Origin of the sequence: Streptomyces sp. NPDC026672 (assembly GCF_040638185.1) — a bacterium.
Classification (GTDB): domain Bacteria; phylum Actinomycetota; class Actinomycetes; order Streptomycetales; family Streptomycetaceae; genus Streptomyces.
In genome coordinates, this window is record NZ_JBEZXS010000009.1 from 104,761 (window position 1) to 119,762 (window position 15,002).

Annotated in this window: 15 protein-coding genes; all 15 read left to right on the plus strand. The window is 72.3% G+C overall.

Annotated features, from left to right (window positions below; all coding sequences use genetic code 11):
• Window positions 1-67: 67 nt before the first annotated feature.
• On the plus strand, window positions 68-1,705 hold the full coding sequence (locus tag AB0F77_RS13025; protein ID WP_361946105.1) for an acyl-CoA dehydrogenase family protein: 1,638 nt from the start codon (window positions 68-70) through the stop codon (window positions 1,703-1,705).
• A 309-nt stretch (window positions 1,706-2,014) separates the two neighbouring features.
• Window positions 2,015-3,289 carry a GAF domain-containing protein gene (locus AB0F77_RS13030; protein WP_361946497.1) on the plus strand — a complete coding sequence of 425 codons (1,275 nt, stop codon included), beginning with the start codon at window positions 2,015-2,017 and terminating at the stop codon, window positions 3,287-3,289.
• A 192-nt stretch (window positions 3,290-3,481) separates the two neighbouring features.
• Window positions 3,482-4,816 carry a hypothetical protein gene (locus tag AB0F77_RS13035; RefSeq protein ID WP_361946108.1) on the plus strand — a complete coding sequence of 445 codons (1,335 nt, stop codon included), beginning with the start codon at window positions 3,482-3,484 and terminating at the stop codon, window positions 4,814-4,816.
• Between the two features lie 17 nt (window positions 4,817-4,833).
• Window positions 4,834-5,406: a GNAT family N-acetyltransferase gene (locus AB0F77_RS13040; RefSeq protein ID WP_361946111.1), complete on the plus strand. Its 573-nt coding sequence runs from the start codon at window positions 4,834-4,836 to the stop codon at window positions 5,404-5,406.
• Window positions 5,407-5,533: 127 nt separating this feature from the next.
• The gene (locus AB0F77_RS13045; RefSeq protein WP_309486338.1) at window positions 5,534-5,617 is read left to right on the plus strand and encodes a putative leader peptide; all 84 of its coding nucleotides are present in this window, start codon (window positions 5,534-5,536) and stop codon (window positions 5,615-5,617) included.
• Window positions 5,618-5,768: 151 nt separating this feature from the next.
• Window positions 5,769-7,466 (plus strand): nitrite/sulfite reductase, encoded by a 1,698-nt coding sequence (locus AB0F77_RS13050; protein WP_361946114.1) that lies wholly within the window; start codon window positions 5,769-5,771, stop codon window positions 7,464-7,466.
• Window positions 7,463-7,645 (plus strand): hypothetical protein, encoded by a 183-nt coding sequence (locus AB0F77_RS13055; protein ID WP_361946117.1) that lies wholly within the window; start codon window positions 7,463-7,465, stop codon window positions 7,643-7,645. Before AB0F77_RS13050 ends, AB0F77_RS13055 begins: the two co-directional genes overlap by 4 nt.
• Window positions 7,642-8,352, plus strand: a complete 711-nt coding sequence (locus AB0F77_RS13060) for a phosphoadenylyl-sulfate reductase (RefSeq protein ID WP_361946121.1) — start codon at window positions 7,642-7,644, stop codon at window positions 8,350-8,352. Before AB0F77_RS13055 ends, AB0F77_RS13060 begins: the two co-directional genes overlap by 4 nt.
• 26 nt (window positions 8,353-8,378) lie before the next feature.
• Window positions 8,379-8,915 (plus strand): adenylyl-sulfate kinase, encoded by a 537-nt coding sequence (gene cysC, locus AB0F77_RS13065; protein WP_361946124.1) that lies wholly within the window; start codon window positions 8,379-8,381, stop codon window positions 8,913-8,915.
• Window positions 8,912-9,847, plus strand: coding sequence for a sulfate adenylyltransferase subunit CysD (gene cysD / locus AB0F77_RS13070; protein WP_361946127.1), 936 nt, complete (start codon window positions 8,912-8,914; stop codon window positions 9,845-9,847). Before cysC ends, cysD begins: the two co-directional genes overlap by 4 nt.
• A 2-nt stretch (window positions 9,848-9,849) precedes the next feature.
• Complete coding sequence (locus tag AB0F77_RS13075) at window positions 9,850-11,178, plus strand: GTP-binding protein (protein ID WP_361946130.1); 1,329 nt, start codon at window positions 9,850-9,852, stop codon at window positions 11,176-11,178.
• Window positions 11,179-11,413: 235 nt separating this feature from the next.
• Complete coding sequence (locus AB0F77_RS13080) at window positions 11,414-12,526, plus strand: aliphatic sulfonate ABC transporter substrate-binding protein (RefSeq protein ID WP_361946133.1); 1,113 nt, start codon at window positions 11,414-11,416, stop codon at window positions 12,524-12,526.
• A gap of 36 nt (window positions 12,527-12,562) precedes the next feature.
• Window positions 12,563-13,342 carry an ABC transporter ATP-binding protein gene (locus AB0F77_RS13085; protein ID WP_361946136.1) on the plus strand — a complete coding sequence of 260 codons (780 nt, stop codon included), beginning with the start codon at window positions 12,563-12,565 and terminating at the stop codon, window positions 13,340-13,342.
• A complete protein-coding gene (locus AB0F77_RS13090) occupies window positions 13,329-14,246 on the plus strand; it encodes an ABC transporter permease (protein WP_361946139.1) in 918 nt (305 codons plus the stop codon). The genes AB0F77_RS13085 and AB0F77_RS13090 overlap by 14 nt, the downstream gene beginning before the upstream one ends.
• A 5-nt stretch (window positions 14,247-14,251) precedes the next feature.
• Window positions 14,252-14,989 carry a sirohydrochlorin chelatase gene (locus tag AB0F77_RS13095; RefSeq protein WP_361946142.1) on the plus strand — a complete coding sequence of 246 codons (738 nt, stop codon included), beginning with the start codon at window positions 14,252-14,254 and terminating at the stop codon, window positions 14,987-14,989.
• The last annotated feature ends 13 nt before the right edge of the window (window positions 14,990-15,002 follow it).

A 15,002-nucleotide genomic window follows, 5' to 3' on the forward strand; every position in this document is an offset into this window, starting at 1 on the left:
GCACCGGGCACCGCCCTCCCGTGTCAGTGTGGTGACCACCGTCCACACCCCGGGTAGGTTCGCAGACATGGCAGGCACCCCCACCCACATCGTGACGAACCAGCCGCCGCCGCTGGTCGCGTACGACGTCTTCACCGCCGACCGGGCCCTCGTGGAGGCGGTCGGACGGCACACCCCGGCGGACCTGCTCGACGAGGTGCGCGACGAGCTGTCGGCGCTCGGCAGGGCCGCCGGCTCCGCGCAGGTGCAGGAGTGGGGGGTGCTGGCGAACGAGAACCCGCCGGTGCTGCGCACCCACGACCGCTACGGCCACCGCGTCGACGAGGTCGAGTTCCACCCGTCCTGGCACCGGCTGCTCGGCAAGGGGATCTCCGCGGGCCTGACCACGGCCTGGGTGCGTCCGGCCGGGCACGTGCGGCGGGCCGCCGGGTTCCTGGTCTGGACCCAGGTCGAGGCCGGGAACTGCTGTCCGCTGTCCATGACCCACGCGGCCGTGCCCGCGCTGCGCGCCGACCCGGACCTCGCCGCCGAGTGGGAGCCGCGTCTGACGTCCACGGTCTACGAGCGCGAGCTGCGGCCCGCGCACCTGAAGGCCGGTGCCGTCTTCGGCATGGGCATGACCGAGAAGCAGGGCGGCAGCGACGTCCGGGCGAACACGACGGCCGCGCGCCCCCTCGCCGAGGACGGGACGTACGAGCTGACCGGGCACAAGTGGTTCTGCTCGGCGCCCATGTCCGACGGGTTCCTGGTGCTGGCGCAGGCGCCGGGCGGGCTGACCTGCTTCCTGGTCCCGCGGGTCCTCGCGGACGGGACGCGCAACACGTTCCTGCTCCAGCGGCTCAAGGACAAGCTGGGCAACCGGTCGAACGCGTCGGGCGAGGTCGAGTTCGCCGGGACCTGGGCGCGCCGGGTGGGCGAGGAGGGGCGCGGGGTGCGCACCATCATCGAGATGGTCGCGGCGACCCGGATCGACTGCGTGCTGGGCGCTGCGGGGCTGATGCGGCAGGCGGTGGCGCAGGCGGTCCACCACTGCGCCCACCGCGAGGCGTTCGGCGGGCGGCTCGTGGACAAGCCGCTGATGCGCAATGTGCTCGCGGACCTCGCCCTGGAGTCGGAGGCGGCGACGGCGCTCGGGCTGCGGCTGGCGGCGGCCTGCGACGACGGGAGCGAACAGGAGCGCGCCCTGCTGCGGCTGGCGGTGCCGGCGGCCAAGTACTGGGTGACGAAGCGGTGCGCGCCGCTCGTGGTGGAGGCCGCGGAGTGCCTCGGCGGCAACGGGTACGTCGAGGAGTCGGGGCTGCCCCGGCTGGTGCGCGAGTCGCCGCTCAACTCCGTGTGGGAGGGCGCCGGGAACGTGCAGGCGCTGGACGTGCTGCGGGCGCTCGTGCGGGAGCCGCAGGCGTTGAACGCGTTCCTCGTGGAGGTCGGCCGCGCGCGCGGCGCCGATCACCGGCTGGACGCGGCGGTCAAGGACCTGCTGACCGAACTCGGCGATCTGGAGGGCGTGGAGGGGCGGGCCAGACGGCTGGTGGAGCGGATGGCGCTGGTGCTCCAGGGCTCGCTGCTGGTGCGGTACGCGCCGCCCGAGGTGGCGGACGCCTTCTGCGGCTCGCGGCTCGGCGGCGACCAGGGGCTGGCGTTCGGCTCGCTGCCGTACTCGCCGGCCCTGGCGTCGGTGGTGGAACGCGCCCGGCCGGTGGCCTGAACCGTGCGGCCCGGCGGGGGTACGTCGCGGGGGTGGTGCTGCGCCGACACGGCACCACCCCCGCTTCGGGCCAGTTCGAGGCCACGAACGCCGCTCGTGGCGGCGCTGCTCAAGTCTCAGCCACCCCACGGCTGTTCACCAGGGTTGCAAGGGGTTGCAACTTGTTGGTGTCTGCGTGCGGAGTGTATGCCTCCGAGAAGACCGGGCGGCACTATGAGACGCGTCAGTCGAACCGGAAACGCCGCCCGGACGGCTTGACGACGACACGTGTACGTATTCCGGGAGGGAACCTTTGTGGCGAACCCGCCGATGAACGTCGCGCACCTCGCCGCCGTGGACGTGGCGCAGGCCGCGCGGCTGCTCAGCGAGGTGCGCGAGGCCAAGCTCGCCGGACAGCCCGCGCGGATGGCGCCGCGCCCGGTGATAGAGCAGTCCTGGGGGCGGGTGCTGCGCAGCGGCATCGATCCCGAGCGGGACATCAGACCGGACTTCATGAGCGCCGACGAGGTGCGGCGCAGGCGGGAGGAGTCCCCGCTCAGGCATGTGCTGCCGGTGCTGCGGGAGGGTCTGCTGTCGGTCGCGGACGTGGCCCGGCACATCATGGTCGTCGCGGACGCGGAGGGGCGGGTGCTGTGGCGCGAGGGCCACGCGCCGGTGCTGCGCAGGGCGGACGGCATCGGTTTCGAGCCGGGCGCGGACTGGCGGGAGGACCTGGTCGGGACCAACGGGGTGGGCACGGTCGCGGTGGTGCGCCGGCCCGTGCAGGTGTTCGCGGCCGAGCACTTCGTGCGGGCGCACACCTCGTGGACCTGCACCGGCGCCCCGATCACCGACCCGCGCGACGGCCGGCTGCTCGGTGTGGTGGACCTGAGCGGCCCGCTGGAGACGATGCACCCGGCCACGCTGGCCTGGGTGGACTCGGTGGCCAAGCTCGCCGAGGCCCGGCTGCGGGAGCGGCACCAGACCTCTCTGGAGCGGCTGCGCGCGGTCGCGGCGCCGGTGCTGGCCCGGGTGGACGGGCGGGCCCTGGTGGTGGACGGGGCCGGCTGGACCGCGGCGGTCACGGGGATGCCGTACACCCGGCGGGTGGTGCTGCCCAAGTCGCTGGCGCCGGGCCGGCGCTGGCTGCCGGCGCTGGGCCTGTGCGCGGTGGAGCCGCTGGCGGAGGGCTGGCTGGTGCGGGCGGTGGACGAGCCGCTGCCGCCGGGGGCGACCCGGGTGGCGCTGGATCTGACGGAGCGGCGCCGCTGGTCGGTGGCGGTGTCGGGCGGCGCCGGGTCCTGGGTGCGTGAACTGAGCCCGCGGCACGCCGAGTTGCTGTGCCTGCTGGCGGTGCACCGGCGGGGGCGCAGCGCGTCGGGGCTGGCGGCGGACATGTTCGGCGATCCGTCGCGGACGGTGACGGTGCGGGCGGAGATGTCGCGGGTGCGCCGGTACATGGGGGCGCTGCTGGAACACCGGCCGTATCGTTTCTGCGACGACGCCGACGTCGAGGTCCTGCTGCCCGACGATCCGCGCGACCTGCTGCCGCACTCCACGGCACCGGCCGTGACCCAGGCCCGGGCGAGCGGGCGCATGCCGTGAAAGGATACGGCCCCCGGCATATTCCGTGCCCGCGATTCGGCACATCCGGGGCGCGTCTTCCGCATAATTGCAGCGACTTCGACCGGAGCCGCCCTCGACTGCCGTAGCATCCCGGGTAGTCGGGCCACCCCACCTGTGCCTCGTTCAACGCAAGGACCGACAGGCACAGTTGGCCCGCCCCGGGAGGAACTCATGAAGCAACGCGGCAGACATCGCCGGCGCAGAAGAGGCAGGGCGCTGCGCGCGGCCCTGGCCGGGACCGCGCTCGCCCTCACCGCGGCCGCCACCATGATCAGCGCCTCGCAGGCCACGGTCGCCGACGACCCCGGCGCCCTCAAGCCCCTGGCCTCCGCCGCCGAGACCGGCGAACTGCGGGTCCAGGAGCACCTGACGCAGCCGCGCACCCTCGACCGCCTGGCCCGCGCGATGGGCCGCCCGGTCGGCGTCGACACCGTGCTGCGCAGCGCCGACCGCCGGCTGCGCGACGGCGCGGGCTGCACCTCCGCCGACCGCGCCTCGCTCCCCGTCGAGCCGGAGGCGGCGCGGGCGTACTGCTGGGACCCCGCCGACACCGCCGCGAGCGACTGGCGGCCGGCCTCCGTGACCACCTCCGGGGACGCGGACGACGACGGCCTGTGGGGCGCGAACCGGGTGATCCTCGCGGGCTGGAGCCACAGCACCACGACCGGCCCCACCGCGGAACGGGGCCTGGCCCGGGTCGCCTTCGTCGACGCGAACGACCCCGCCCGCCCGTCCTACCGCTGGGTGCTCCTGGTGGTCCCCACCGAGGACGGCCGGGACTACCGCGGCCTCGTCTCGCACGTCTCCGGCATGGTCTGGTACCAGGACAAGCTGCTGGTCACCACGGTGTCCGGGAACACCAACGCCCTGTACGTGTACGACGTGAACCGCATCCAGCGCGCCGGCGTCGACAGCACCGCCGTGGGCCGGGTGCCCGGCGGCTGGTCGGCCGACGGCTACTCCTTCGTGATGCCCGCCGTGGGCACGTACCGCTTCCCCGGCGGCGCCTGCGGCACGACCACGTCGCCCTGCCCCGGCGCCCTCTCCCTGGACCGCAGCACCACGCCCGACAGCCTCGTCCTCGGCGAGTGGACCCCGGCCGGCAGCGAGCGGCGGGCCCGGCTGTGGCGGTACGCGTTCAGCACGGTCGAGGGCCGCGGCGGTCTGCTCGCCACGGACGGCCGCGGACTCGCACGGGCCGAGGAGGCGTACGAGACGCGGGCGGCCGGCATCCGGGGCGTGCTGTCCTTCCGCCCGGCCGGCGCCGACCGCTCCGACTGGTACGTGGGCCGCATCCCCAAGGACCTCTCGGGACCCGGCGGTCTGTGGCGCCAGGACACCGGGGGCACCCGGGCGGCGACCTGCGGCTCGGACGGCACGCACCGCTGCTGGGCCGAGGCGCCCGGCTCGCTGTCGTACTGGCAGGAGACCGGGGAGGTCTGGTCGGTCACGGACCGGATGCTGTTCTCCGTACCGCTCGGCTCGATCGACAGGTCGCTGGGGTAGATGGTTCCCTGGCGGTCATGAGCACCGTCGCCGTCACCACCTGGTCCCTGGAACAGACGTCCCCGGCCGACCTGCGATCCGCCACCGAGCCCGGGGGCGACGTCCGGATCGTCCGCGCCGAGGTCCCCTCCCCCGAGTTCAGCCGTTTCCTGTACGCCTCGGTCGGCGGCGACATCCGCTGGACCGACCGGCTCGGCTGGAGCCACGCCCGCTGGCGGGAGCGGCTGGAGCGGCCGGGTGTCGAGACCTGGGTGGCGTACGACCGGGGCACGCCGGCCGGGTACGTGGAGCTGGAGCCGCAGGACGGCGGGGCCGTGGAGATCGTCTACTTCGGGCTGCTGCCGGCCTTCCGCGGGCGGCGGATCGGCGGTCATCTGCTCGCGTACGGCACCGCCCGCGCCTGGGACCTCGCGGAGCGCTGGCCGGAACTGGCGCCCACCAAGCGGGTGTGGCTGCACACGTGCAGCAAGGACGGCGAGCACGCGATGGACAACTACCGGCGGCGGGGGTTCACTCTGTTCGACACCAAGGTCGAGGAGGAGCCGGAGGTGTCCGCGCCGGGTCCCTGGCCCGGGGCCTACCCCGTCTGACCTGGGTCGACACCCAGGGCGTCGGCCCATGTGACCGACAACACCCTCGTCTCACGATCCGGGACAAGGGTGTCCACATGACGGACGATGCTGGACTGTGTCCAGAACGCCGTGACACGCTTCCGTCATGTCTGGAACTGGAATTGCCTTGGTGAGTCGGCGGCACGTCGACCTCGGCCGCATGTCCAGCGCCATCTGTCCGGCGAGCTGACGCCCCCTCCGTGGCCCCGGGCCACGGCCCGGCATCACTGACGTCCCGCCTTCGCGTTTCTCCGCGCAACGTCGCGCGACCATGCCTGTTCGCGTGCGAACACACAGGTCGGAGCCCCCTGCCCTCGCTGTCCCGAAGGACGTAATCACCCATGGCCGCCACCCCGCAGGACCCTGCCGCGCCCACGCCCCGCCGCAAGGTGAGCCGTCACCGCGGCGAGGGACAGTGGGCCGCGGGGCACCACACCCCGCTGAACGGCAACGAGCAGTTCAAGAAGGACGACGACGGTCTCAACGTGCGGACACGCATTGAGACGATCTACGCCAAGCGCGGCTTCGACTCCATCGACCCGAACGACCTGCGCGGCCGGATGCGCTGGTGGGGCCTCTACACCCAGCGCCGTCCCGGGATCGACGGCGGCAAGACCGCGATCCTGGAGCCGGAGGAGCTGGACGACCGGTACTTCATGCTGCGGGTCCGCATCGACGGCGGCCGGCTCACCACCGGCCAGCTGCGGGTGATCGGCGAGATCTCGCAGGAGTTCGCACGCGGCACCGCGGACCTTACGGACCGGCAGAACGTCCAGTACCACTGGATCCGCATCGAGGACATGCCCGAGATCTGGGAGCGTCTGGAGGCCGCCGGGCTGTCCACCACGGAGGCGTGCGGCGACACCCCCCGCGTCATCCTGGGCTCGCCCGTCGCGGGCATCGCCGAGGACGAGATCATCGACGCCACCCCGGCGATCGAGGAGATCCACCGCCGGGTCATCGGCAACAAGGCGTACTCGAACCTGCCGCGCAAGTTCAAGACGGCGGTCTCCGGCTCCCCGCTGCTCGACGTGGCCCACGAGATCAACGACGTCGCCTTCGTCGGCGTCGTCCACCCCGAGCACGGCCCCGGCTTCGACGTGTGGGTCGGCGGCGGCCTCTCCACCAACCCGAAGATCGGGCAGCGGCTCGGCGCGTGGGTGCCGCTGGACGAGGTCGCGGACGTGCACGAGGGCGTCATCTCGATCTTCCGCGACTACGGCTACCGGCGGCTGCGCACCCGCGCCCGGCTGAAGTTCCTGGTCGCGGACTGGGGCATCGAGAAGTTCCGGCAGGTGCTGGAGGACGAGTACCTGAAGCGGAAGCTCGTCGACGGGCCGGCGCCCGCGCAGCCCGTCGCACGCTGGCGCGACCACGTGGGCGTGCACCGGCAGCAGGACGGCCGCTTCTACGTCGGCTTCGCACCGCGGGTGGGCCGGGTGGACGGCGCGACCCTCGCCAAGATCGCCGATGTCGCCGAGGCGCACGGCTCGGGCCGGGTGCGCACCACCGTCGAGCAGAAGATGATCGTGCTGGACGTGGCGGAGGACCAGGTCGACTCGCTGGTGGCGGGTCTGGAGGCGCTGGACCTCACCGTGCGGCCCTCGTCGTTCCGGCGCGGCACGATGGCCTGCACCGGCATCGAGTTCTGCAAGCTCGCCATCGTGGAGACCAAGGCGCGCGGCAGCTCCCTGATCGACGAGTTGGAGCGCCGCCTGCCGGAGTTCGACGAGCCCCTGACCATCAATCTGAACGGCTGCCCGAACGCCTGTGCCCGCATCCAGGTCGCGGACATCGGTCTCAAGGGCCAGCTGGTGCTCGACAAGGACGGCAACCAGGTCGAGGGCTTCCAGGTGCACCTGGGCGGCGCGCTGGGCCTGGAGGCCGGGTTCGGGCGCAAGGTCCGGGGCCTGAAGGTCACGTCGGAGGAACTGCCCGACTACGTCGAGCGCGTCCTCAGGCGCTTCCAGGCCGAGCGCGAGGACGGCGAGCGGTTCGCGACGTGGGCCGCCCGCGCCTCCGAGGAGGCGCTGTCGTGAGCGAGCGTGCCGCGCCCTTCCACTGCCCGTACTGCGGAGACGAGGACCTGCGTCCGAACGAGGAGGGCCACAGAGCCTGGGAATGCGGGGCCTGCAACCGCGCATTCCAGCTGAAGTTCCTCGGGCTGCTCGCCCGGGGACTCCAGCGAGCCGACGACGGAGGGGACGACCGGACATGACAACGGCTCAGGAAGCACGCACCACCGACGAGTTGAAGGCGCTCGCCGAACAGGCGGGCCGGGACCTGGAGGACGCCTCCGCCCTGGAGATCCTCCGGTGGGCGGCGGACACCTTCGGCAAGGGCTTCTGCGTGACCTCCTCCATGGAGGACGCGGTGGTCGCCCATCTGGCGTCCCGCGTCATGAAGGGCGTGGACGTCGTGTTCCTCGACACGGGCTACCACTTCCCGGAGACCATCGGCACCCGGGACGCCGTCGAGGCCGTGATGGACGTCAACGTCATCACGCTCACCCCGCGGCAGTCGGTCGCCGAGCAGGACGCGGAGTACGGCCCGAAGCTGCACGACCGCGACCCCGACCTGTGCTGCCGGCTGCGCAAGGTGCTGCCCCTGGAGGAAGGGCTCAGGGGCTACCGGGCGTGGGCGACCGGGCTGCGCCGCGACGAGTCCCCGACCCGGGCGAACACCCCGGTCGTCGGCTGGGACGAGAAGCGCGGCAAGGTCAAGGTCTCGCCGATCGCCCGCTGGACCCAGGACGACGTGGACGCGTACGTCGCCGAGCACGGTGTCCTCACCAACCCGCTGCTGACGGACGGTTACGCCTCGGTGGGGTGCGCCCCCTGCACCCGCCGGGTGCTGGCGGGCGAGGACCCGCGGGCGGGCCGCTGGGCGGGGCTGTCGAAGACCGAGTGCGGGCTGCACGGCTGACGATGACACAGACAGGGGAGAACCACGTGACGACCGGAGCCACCGTCTGGCTCACGGGTCTGCCGAGCGCCGGCAAGACCACCATCGCGTACGAACTGGCGGGCCGGCTGCGCGACGAGGGCCACCGCGTCGAGGTGCTCGACGGCGACGAGATCCGCGAGTTCATCTCGGCGGGCCTCGGCTTCAGCCGCGAGGACCGGCACACCAACGTCCAGCGCATCGGCTTCCTCGCCGAACTGCTCGCCCGCAACGGCGTCACGGCCCTGGTGCCGGTGATCGCCCCGTACGCGGACAGCCGGGAGGCCGTCCGGGGGCGCCACGAGGCGAACGGCACGCCGTACCTCGAAGTGCACGTGGCGACCCCCGTCGAGGTGTGCTCGGTACGGGACGTGAAGGGGCTGTACGCCAAGCAGGCCGCCGGTGAGCTGACGGGCCTCACCGGCGTCGACGACCCGTACGAGGAGCCGCAGAAGCCCGATCTGAGGATCGAGTCGCAGCACCAGAGCGTCCAGGAGTCCGCGGCGTCGGTGTACGCCCTGCTCGGCGAGAGGGGACTGGCATGACCACCGTCGTGAGGAACGAGGAGGGCACGGACACCCCGTACGTGCTGTCGCACCTGGACGCGCTGGAGTCCGAGGCGGTGCACATCTTCCGTGAGGTGGCGGGCGAGTTCGAGCGGCCGGTGATCCTGTTCTCCGGCGGCAAGGACTCCATCGTCATGCTGCACCTGGCGCTGAAGGCGTTCGCACCGGCCGCGATCCCCTTCTCCCTGCTCCACGTGGACACCGGACACAACTTCCCGGAGGTCCTTGAGTACCGCGACCGTGTGGTGGCCGCACATGGGCTGCGCCTCCATGTGGCGTCCGTCCAGGACTACATCGACCGTGGTGTGCTGCGGGAACGTCCGGACGGGACCCGCAACCCGCTCCAGACGCTGCCGCTGACCGAGAAGATCCAGAGCGAGCGGTTCGACGCGGTCTTCGGCGGTGGCCGCCGCGACGAGGAGAAGGCCCGCGCCAAGGAGCGGGTGTTCTCGCTGCGCGACGAGTTCTCCCAGTGGGACCCGCGCCGCCAGCGCCCCGAGCTGTGGAACCTCTACAACGGCCGGCACGCCCCCGGTGAGCACGTGCGGGTCTTCCCGCTGTCCAACTGGACCGAGCTGGACGTGTGGCAGTACATCGCCCGCGAGGGCATCGAGCTGCCCCAGATCTACTTCGCGCACGAGCGCGAGGTCTTCGACCGCGGCGGCATGTGGCTCACGGGCGGCGAATGGGGCGGCCCGAGGGACGACGAGCACGTCGAGAAGCGCCTGGTCCGCTACCGGACCGTCGGCGACATGTCCTGCACGGGCGCCGTCGACTCGGACGCGGTGACCCTGGAGCAGGTGATCGCCGAGATCGCCGCGTCCCGGCTCACCGAACGCGGCGCCACCCGCGCCGACGACAAGCTCTCCGAGGCCGCGATGGAAGACCGCAAGCGCGAGGGGTACTTCTAGGCATGACCACGACCACGGAACTCACCGAGACCACCCTGCTGCGGTTCGCCACCGCGGGTTCGGTCGACGACGGCAAGTCCACGCTGGTGGGCCGGCTGCTGCACGACTCCAAGTCGGTCCTCGCCGACCAGCTGGAGGCCGTGGAGCGCGCCTCGGCGAGCCGCGGCCAGGACGGCCCGGACCTCGCGCTCCTCACCGACGGCCTGCGGGCCGAGCGCGAGCAGGGCATCACGATCGACGTGGCGTACCGTTACTTCGCCACGCCCCGGCGCCGGTTCATCCTCGCCGACACCCCCGGCCACGTGCAGTACACCCGCAACATGGTGACCGGCGCCTCCACGGCCGAGCTGACGGTGGTCCTGGTCGACGCCCGCAACGGCGTCGTGGAGCAGACCCGCCGGCACGCCGCCATCGCCGCCCTGCTGCGCGTCCCGCACGTGATGCTCGCGGTCAACAAGATGGACCTCGTCGAGTACCGGGAGTCGGTGTTCGCCGCGATCGCCGAGGAGTTCACGGCGTACGCGACCGAGCTGGGCGTCCCGGAGGTCACCGCCGTGCCGATCTCGGCGCTCGCCGGGGACAACGTCGTGGAGCCCTCCGCGAACATGGACTGGTACGGCGGCCCCACGGTCCTGGAGCACCTGGAGACCGTCCCGGTCAGCCACGACCTGGCGCACTGCCACGCGCGACTGCCCGTGCAGTACGTGATCCGCCCGCAGACCGCCGAGCACCCCGACTACCGCGGCTACGCGGGCCAGATCGCGGCCGGCACCTTCCGCGTCGGCGAAGAAGTGACGATTCTCCCGTCCGGCCGCACGACGACCATCGCGGGCATCGACCTGCTCGGCGAGCCGGTCCGTGCGGCCTGGACGACCCAGTCGGTGACGGTGCTGCTCACGGACGACGTCGACGTCTCGCGCGGCGATCTGATCGTGCCCACCGAGGACGCGCCCGCGACCACGCAGGACGTCGAGGCGACCGTCTGCCACGTCGCCGACCAGCCGCTGACCGTGGGCCACCGGGTGCTGCTCAAGCACGGCACCCGCACGGTCAAGGCGATCGTCAGGGACATCCCCTCCCGCCTCACGCTCGACGACCTGTCCCTACACCCGCACCCGGGACAGCTCGTCGCCAACGACATCGGCCGGGTGAAGATCCGCACCGCGGAGCCCCTGCCGGCCGACGCCTACGCCGACTCGCGCCGCACCGGTTCGTTCATCCTGATCGACCCGGCCGACGGCACCACGCTCACCGCGGGCATGGTCGGCGAGTCGTTCGCCTCCCCGGAGCCCGTCAAGGACCCGGCCGAGGACGACGGATGGGACTTCTGAGCATGAACTCCACCGACGTCTACTCGACGTTCGCCAAGGAGGGCGGCCGGGTCGGCAGCGGCGCCCTCGGCAGCGGGCAGGGCGGAGTGGCGCGATGTGCGTGCTGACGTACGCGCACTGCTCGCGCGCCCTGTCCCCCCACCCGACGTCCCGGCTGCGACGAAGACCTTCTGCCGACCCCCCGGCCACGACCTGAGAGACCGTGACCGCCGGGCCTACGAGAGGAACACCTCCCGTGCGTGCCATCCGCTCCACGCTTCTTCGCCGCGGCCTCGCCGTGGCCGCCGCACTCCCCCTGCTGACGCTGGCCGCCTGCGGCTACGGCTCCGACTCCAAGGACGACTCAGCCAACCAGAAGGTGGCGGCCGGGTCGAAGAAGATCGACGGCCTCGACTCCGTCCGGATCGGCTACTTCGGCAACCTGACCCACGCCACCGCGCTGGTGGGCCGGGGCCAGGGCATCTTCCAGAAGGAACTCGGCGCCACCAAGGCCGAGTACGCCACCTTCAACGCGGGCCCGTCCGAGATCGAGGCGCTCAACGCCGGTTCCATCGACATCGGCTGGATCGGCCCCTCCCCGGCGATCAACGGGTACACCAAGTCGAACGGCAAGAGCCTGAAGATCATCGGCGGTTCGACGTCCGGCGGCGTGAAGCTGGTCGTGAACCCGGACCGGATCAAGTCCCTGAAGGACGTCAAGGGCAAGAGGATCGCCACGCCCCAGCTGGGCAACACGCAGGACGTGGCGCTGCTCAACTGGATCGCCGAGCAGGGCTGGAAGGTCGACCCGCAGAGCGGCAAGGGCGACGTCACGGTCGTCCGCAGCGACAACAAGGTGACCCCGGACGCGTTCAAGGCCGGCTCCATCGACGGCGCCTGGGTGCCCGAGCCGACCGCGTCCAAGCTGGTCTCCGAGGGGGGCAAGGCGATCCTCGACGAGTCCACGCTGTGGCCCGGCGACAAGTTCGTGATCACGAACATCATCGTGTCGCAGAAGTTCCTCAAGGAGCACCCGGCGGCCGTCGAGGCCGTGCTGAAGGCGTCGGTCGAGACCAACAAGTGGATCAAGGCCAACCCGGACGAGGCCAAGGCGGCGGCGAACAAGCAGCTCGGCGTCGACTCGGGCAAGGAACTGCCCGCCGACATCCTCGACCCGGCGTGGAAGTCCATCCAGATCACCGACGACCCGCTGGCGTCCACGCTGAACGCCGAGGCGGACCACGCCGTCAAGGCCGGTCTGCTGGCCAAGCCCGACCTCGCCGGCATCTACGACCTGACGCTCCTCAACAAGGTCCTCAAGGCTGCGGGTGAAGCCCCCGTGGACGCCGCCGGCCTCGGCACCAGCTGACCCCACGACCCGACGAGTTCCCAGGAGGTGACGACCATGGCCACGACCCTCGCCAAGGCCGCGGAGTCGGTCGAGCACGCGGCACGGCTCGAGCACGTCTCGAAGTCCTTCGCCGGACCCGGCGGGCAGCAGCTCGTCCTGGACGACATCAGCCTCGATGTCGCGCCGGGCGAGTTCGTCACCCTCCTGGGAGCCTCGGGCTGCGGCAAGTCCACGCTGCTGAACCTGGTGGCGGGCCTGGACGACCCCAGCGCCGGCTCCATCACCACGGACGGCCGGCCCGCCCTGATGTTCCAGGAGCACGCCCTGTTCCCGTGGCTGACCGCGGGCAAGAACATCGAACTCGCCCTGCGGCTGCGGGGGGTTCCCAAGAACGAGCGGCGCGACAAGGCCGAGGAACTGCTCGAACTCGTGCGGCTCAAGGGCGCGTACGGCAAGCGGGTGCACGAACTGTCGGGTGGCATGCGCCAGCGGGTGGCGCTCGCGCGGGCGCTGGCGCAGGAGAGCGGTCTGCTGCTGATGGACGAGCCGTTCGCCGCGCTCGACGCCATCACCCGGGACGTGCTGCACGACGAACTGACCCGGATCTGGCAGGAGACGGGGCTGTCCGTCCTGTTCGTCACGCACAACGTGCGCGAGGCCGTGCGGCTCGCCCAGCGGGTGGTGCTGCTGTCGTCGCGGCCGGGCCGGATCGCGCGCGAGTGGACGGTGGGCATCCCGCAGCCGCGCCGCATCGAGGACGCGCCGGTGGCCGAACTGTCCGTCGAGATCACCGAAGTACTGCGTGGGGAGATCCGCCGTCATGGCCAGCACTGAGACCAACACGGCCGGGACCGGGACGGAGCCGGCACCGGCGGACGCCTCCGGCCTGGCCGGCATCGAGGCGGGGCTCGACGCGCTGGAGTCCTCGGCCACGGGCCGCACTCCGTTCCGGCAGACCCTCGTCAACAAGATCCTGCCGCCGGTCGTCGCCGTCGCCGTGGTCCTCGTGGTGTGGCAGGGGCTGATCTCGTTCGACGTCGTCACCGACCCGAGCAAGCTGCCCTCGCCGACCGCGGTGTGGGACACCGTGCGGGACGCGTGGCTCCAGGGCACGCTGCTCGGCTACATCTGGACCAGTGTCTCGCGCGGTCTGCTGGGCTTCCTGTTCGCGCTGGTCATCGGCACGCCGCTGGGGCTGCTCGTGGCGCGGGTGCGGTTCGTGCGCGCGGCCGTGCACCCGATCCTGTCCGGGCTCCAGTCGCTGCCGTCGGTGGCGTGGGTGCCGCCGGCGGTGATCTGGCTCGGTCTGAACAACTCGATGATGTACGCGGTGATCCTGCTGGGCGCGGTGCCCTCGATCGCCAACGGGCTGGTGTCCGGCGTCGACCAGGTGCCGCCGCTGTTCCTGCGGGCGGGGCGCACGATGGGCGCGACCGGGGTGCGGGGCACCTGGCACATCACGCTGCCGGCCGCGCTGCCGGGGTACGTGGCCGGGCTCAAGCAGGGCTGGGCGTTCTCGTGGCGTTCGCTGATGGCGGCGGAGATCATCGCGTCGTTCCCCGATCTCGGCGTGGGCCTCGGCCAGTTGCTGGAGAACGGGCGCAACGCCAGTGACATGGCGATGGTGTTCGAGGCCATCCTGCTCATCCTGTTCGTCGGCATCGCGATCGACCTGCTGATCTTCAGCCCGCTGGAGCGGTGGGTGCTGCGCAGCCGCGGGCTGCTGGTCAAGAGCTGACGGCCATGAGCGCTCCGGTCCTCCTCCTCGTCGCCCACGGCAGCCGCGATCCGCGGCACGCCGCGACCGTGCACGCCCTGGTGCGGCGGGTACGGTCGCTGCGGCCGGGGCTGCGGGTGGAGACCGGGTTCCTCGACTTCAACGTCCCGTCGGTGCACGGGGTCCTGGAGTCGCTGGCGGCGGAGGGCGTACGGGACGTCGTCGCCCTGCCGCTGCTGCTGACGCGCGCGTTCCACGCGAAGGCAGACATCCCGGCGGTGCTGCGGGCGGCCCCGGCCCGGCTGCGGATCCGGCAGGCCGAGGTCCTCGGCCCGTCCCCGCTGCTCCTCACCGCGCTGGAACGGCGCCTGTACGAGGCGGGGTTGAGCCCCGCCGACAAGCCCTCCACCGGGGTGGTGCTGGCCTCGGCGGGCTCCACCGACCCGGAGGCGCGCGCGGTGATCGCCCGCCTCGCACGGGAGTGGTGGCACACGGGCTGGCACGCGGTGCTGCCGGCGTTCGCCTCCGCGTCGCCGCCCCGCACGGAGGACGCGGTACGCGAACTGCGCGCCCTCGGCTGCGAACGCGTGGCGGTGGCCCCCTACGTCCTGGCCCCCGGCCGCCTCCCCGACCGCATCGCCCACGGCGCGACCCACGCCGACGTCCTCGCCGACGTCCTGGGCCCTTCCCCCGAAATGGCCCACCTCCTCCTGACCCGCTACGACGAATCCGCGGCCACCACGTTGACGGCCCTGGGCGCCTGAGAACCCGCCCCGG

Bases quoted from the DNA above. Each gene is read 5' to 3' on its own strand.
- AB0F77_RS13025 (WP_361946105.1), top strand. From the start codon at position 68: ATGGCAGGCACCCCCACCCACATCGTGACGAACCAGCCGCCGCCGCTG.
- AB0F77_RS13030 (WP_361946497.1), top strand. From the start codon at position 2,015: ATGAACGTCGCGCACCTCGCCGCCGTGGACGTGGCGCAGGCCGCGCGG.
- AB0F77_RS13035 (WP_361946108.1), top strand. From the start codon at position 3,482: ATGAAGCAACGCGGCAGACATCGCCGGCGCAGAAGAGGCAGGGCGCTG.
- AB0F77_RS13040 (WP_361946111.1), top strand. From the start codon at position 4,834: ATGAGCACCGTCGCCGTCACCACCTGGTCCCTGGAACAGACGTCCCCG.
- AB0F77_RS13045 (WP_309486338.1), top strand. From the start codon at position 5,534: ATGTCTGGAACTGGAATTGCCTTGGTGAGTCGGCGGCACGTCGACCTC.
- AB0F77_RS13050 (WP_361946114.1), top strand. From the start codon at position 5,769: ATGGCCGCCACCCCGCAGGACCCTGCCGCGCCCACGCCCCGCCGCAAG.
- AB0F77_RS13060 (WP_361946121.1), top strand. From the start codon at position 7,642: ATGACAACGGCTCAGGAAGCACGCACCACCGACGAGTTGAAGGCGCTC.
- cysD (WP_361946127.1), top strand. From the start codon at position 8,912: ATGACCACCGTCGTGAGGAACGAGGAGGGCACGGACACCCCGTACGTG.
- AB0F77_RS13075 (WP_361946130.1), top strand. From the start codon at position 9,850: ATGACCACGACCACGGAACTCACCGAGACCACCCTGCTGCGGTTCGCC.
- AB0F77_RS13085 (WP_361946136.1), top strand. From the start codon at position 12,563: ATGGCCACGACCCTCGCCAAGGCCGCGGAGTCGGTCGAGCACGCGGCA.
- AB0F77_RS13090 (WP_361946139.1), top strand. From the start codon at position 13,329: ATGGCCAGCACTGAGACCAACACGGCCGGGACCGGGACGGAGCCGGCA.
- AB0F77_RS13095 (WP_361946142.1), top strand. From the start codon at position 14,252: ATGAGCGCTCCGGTCCTCCTCCTCGTCGCCCACGGCAGCCGCGATCCG.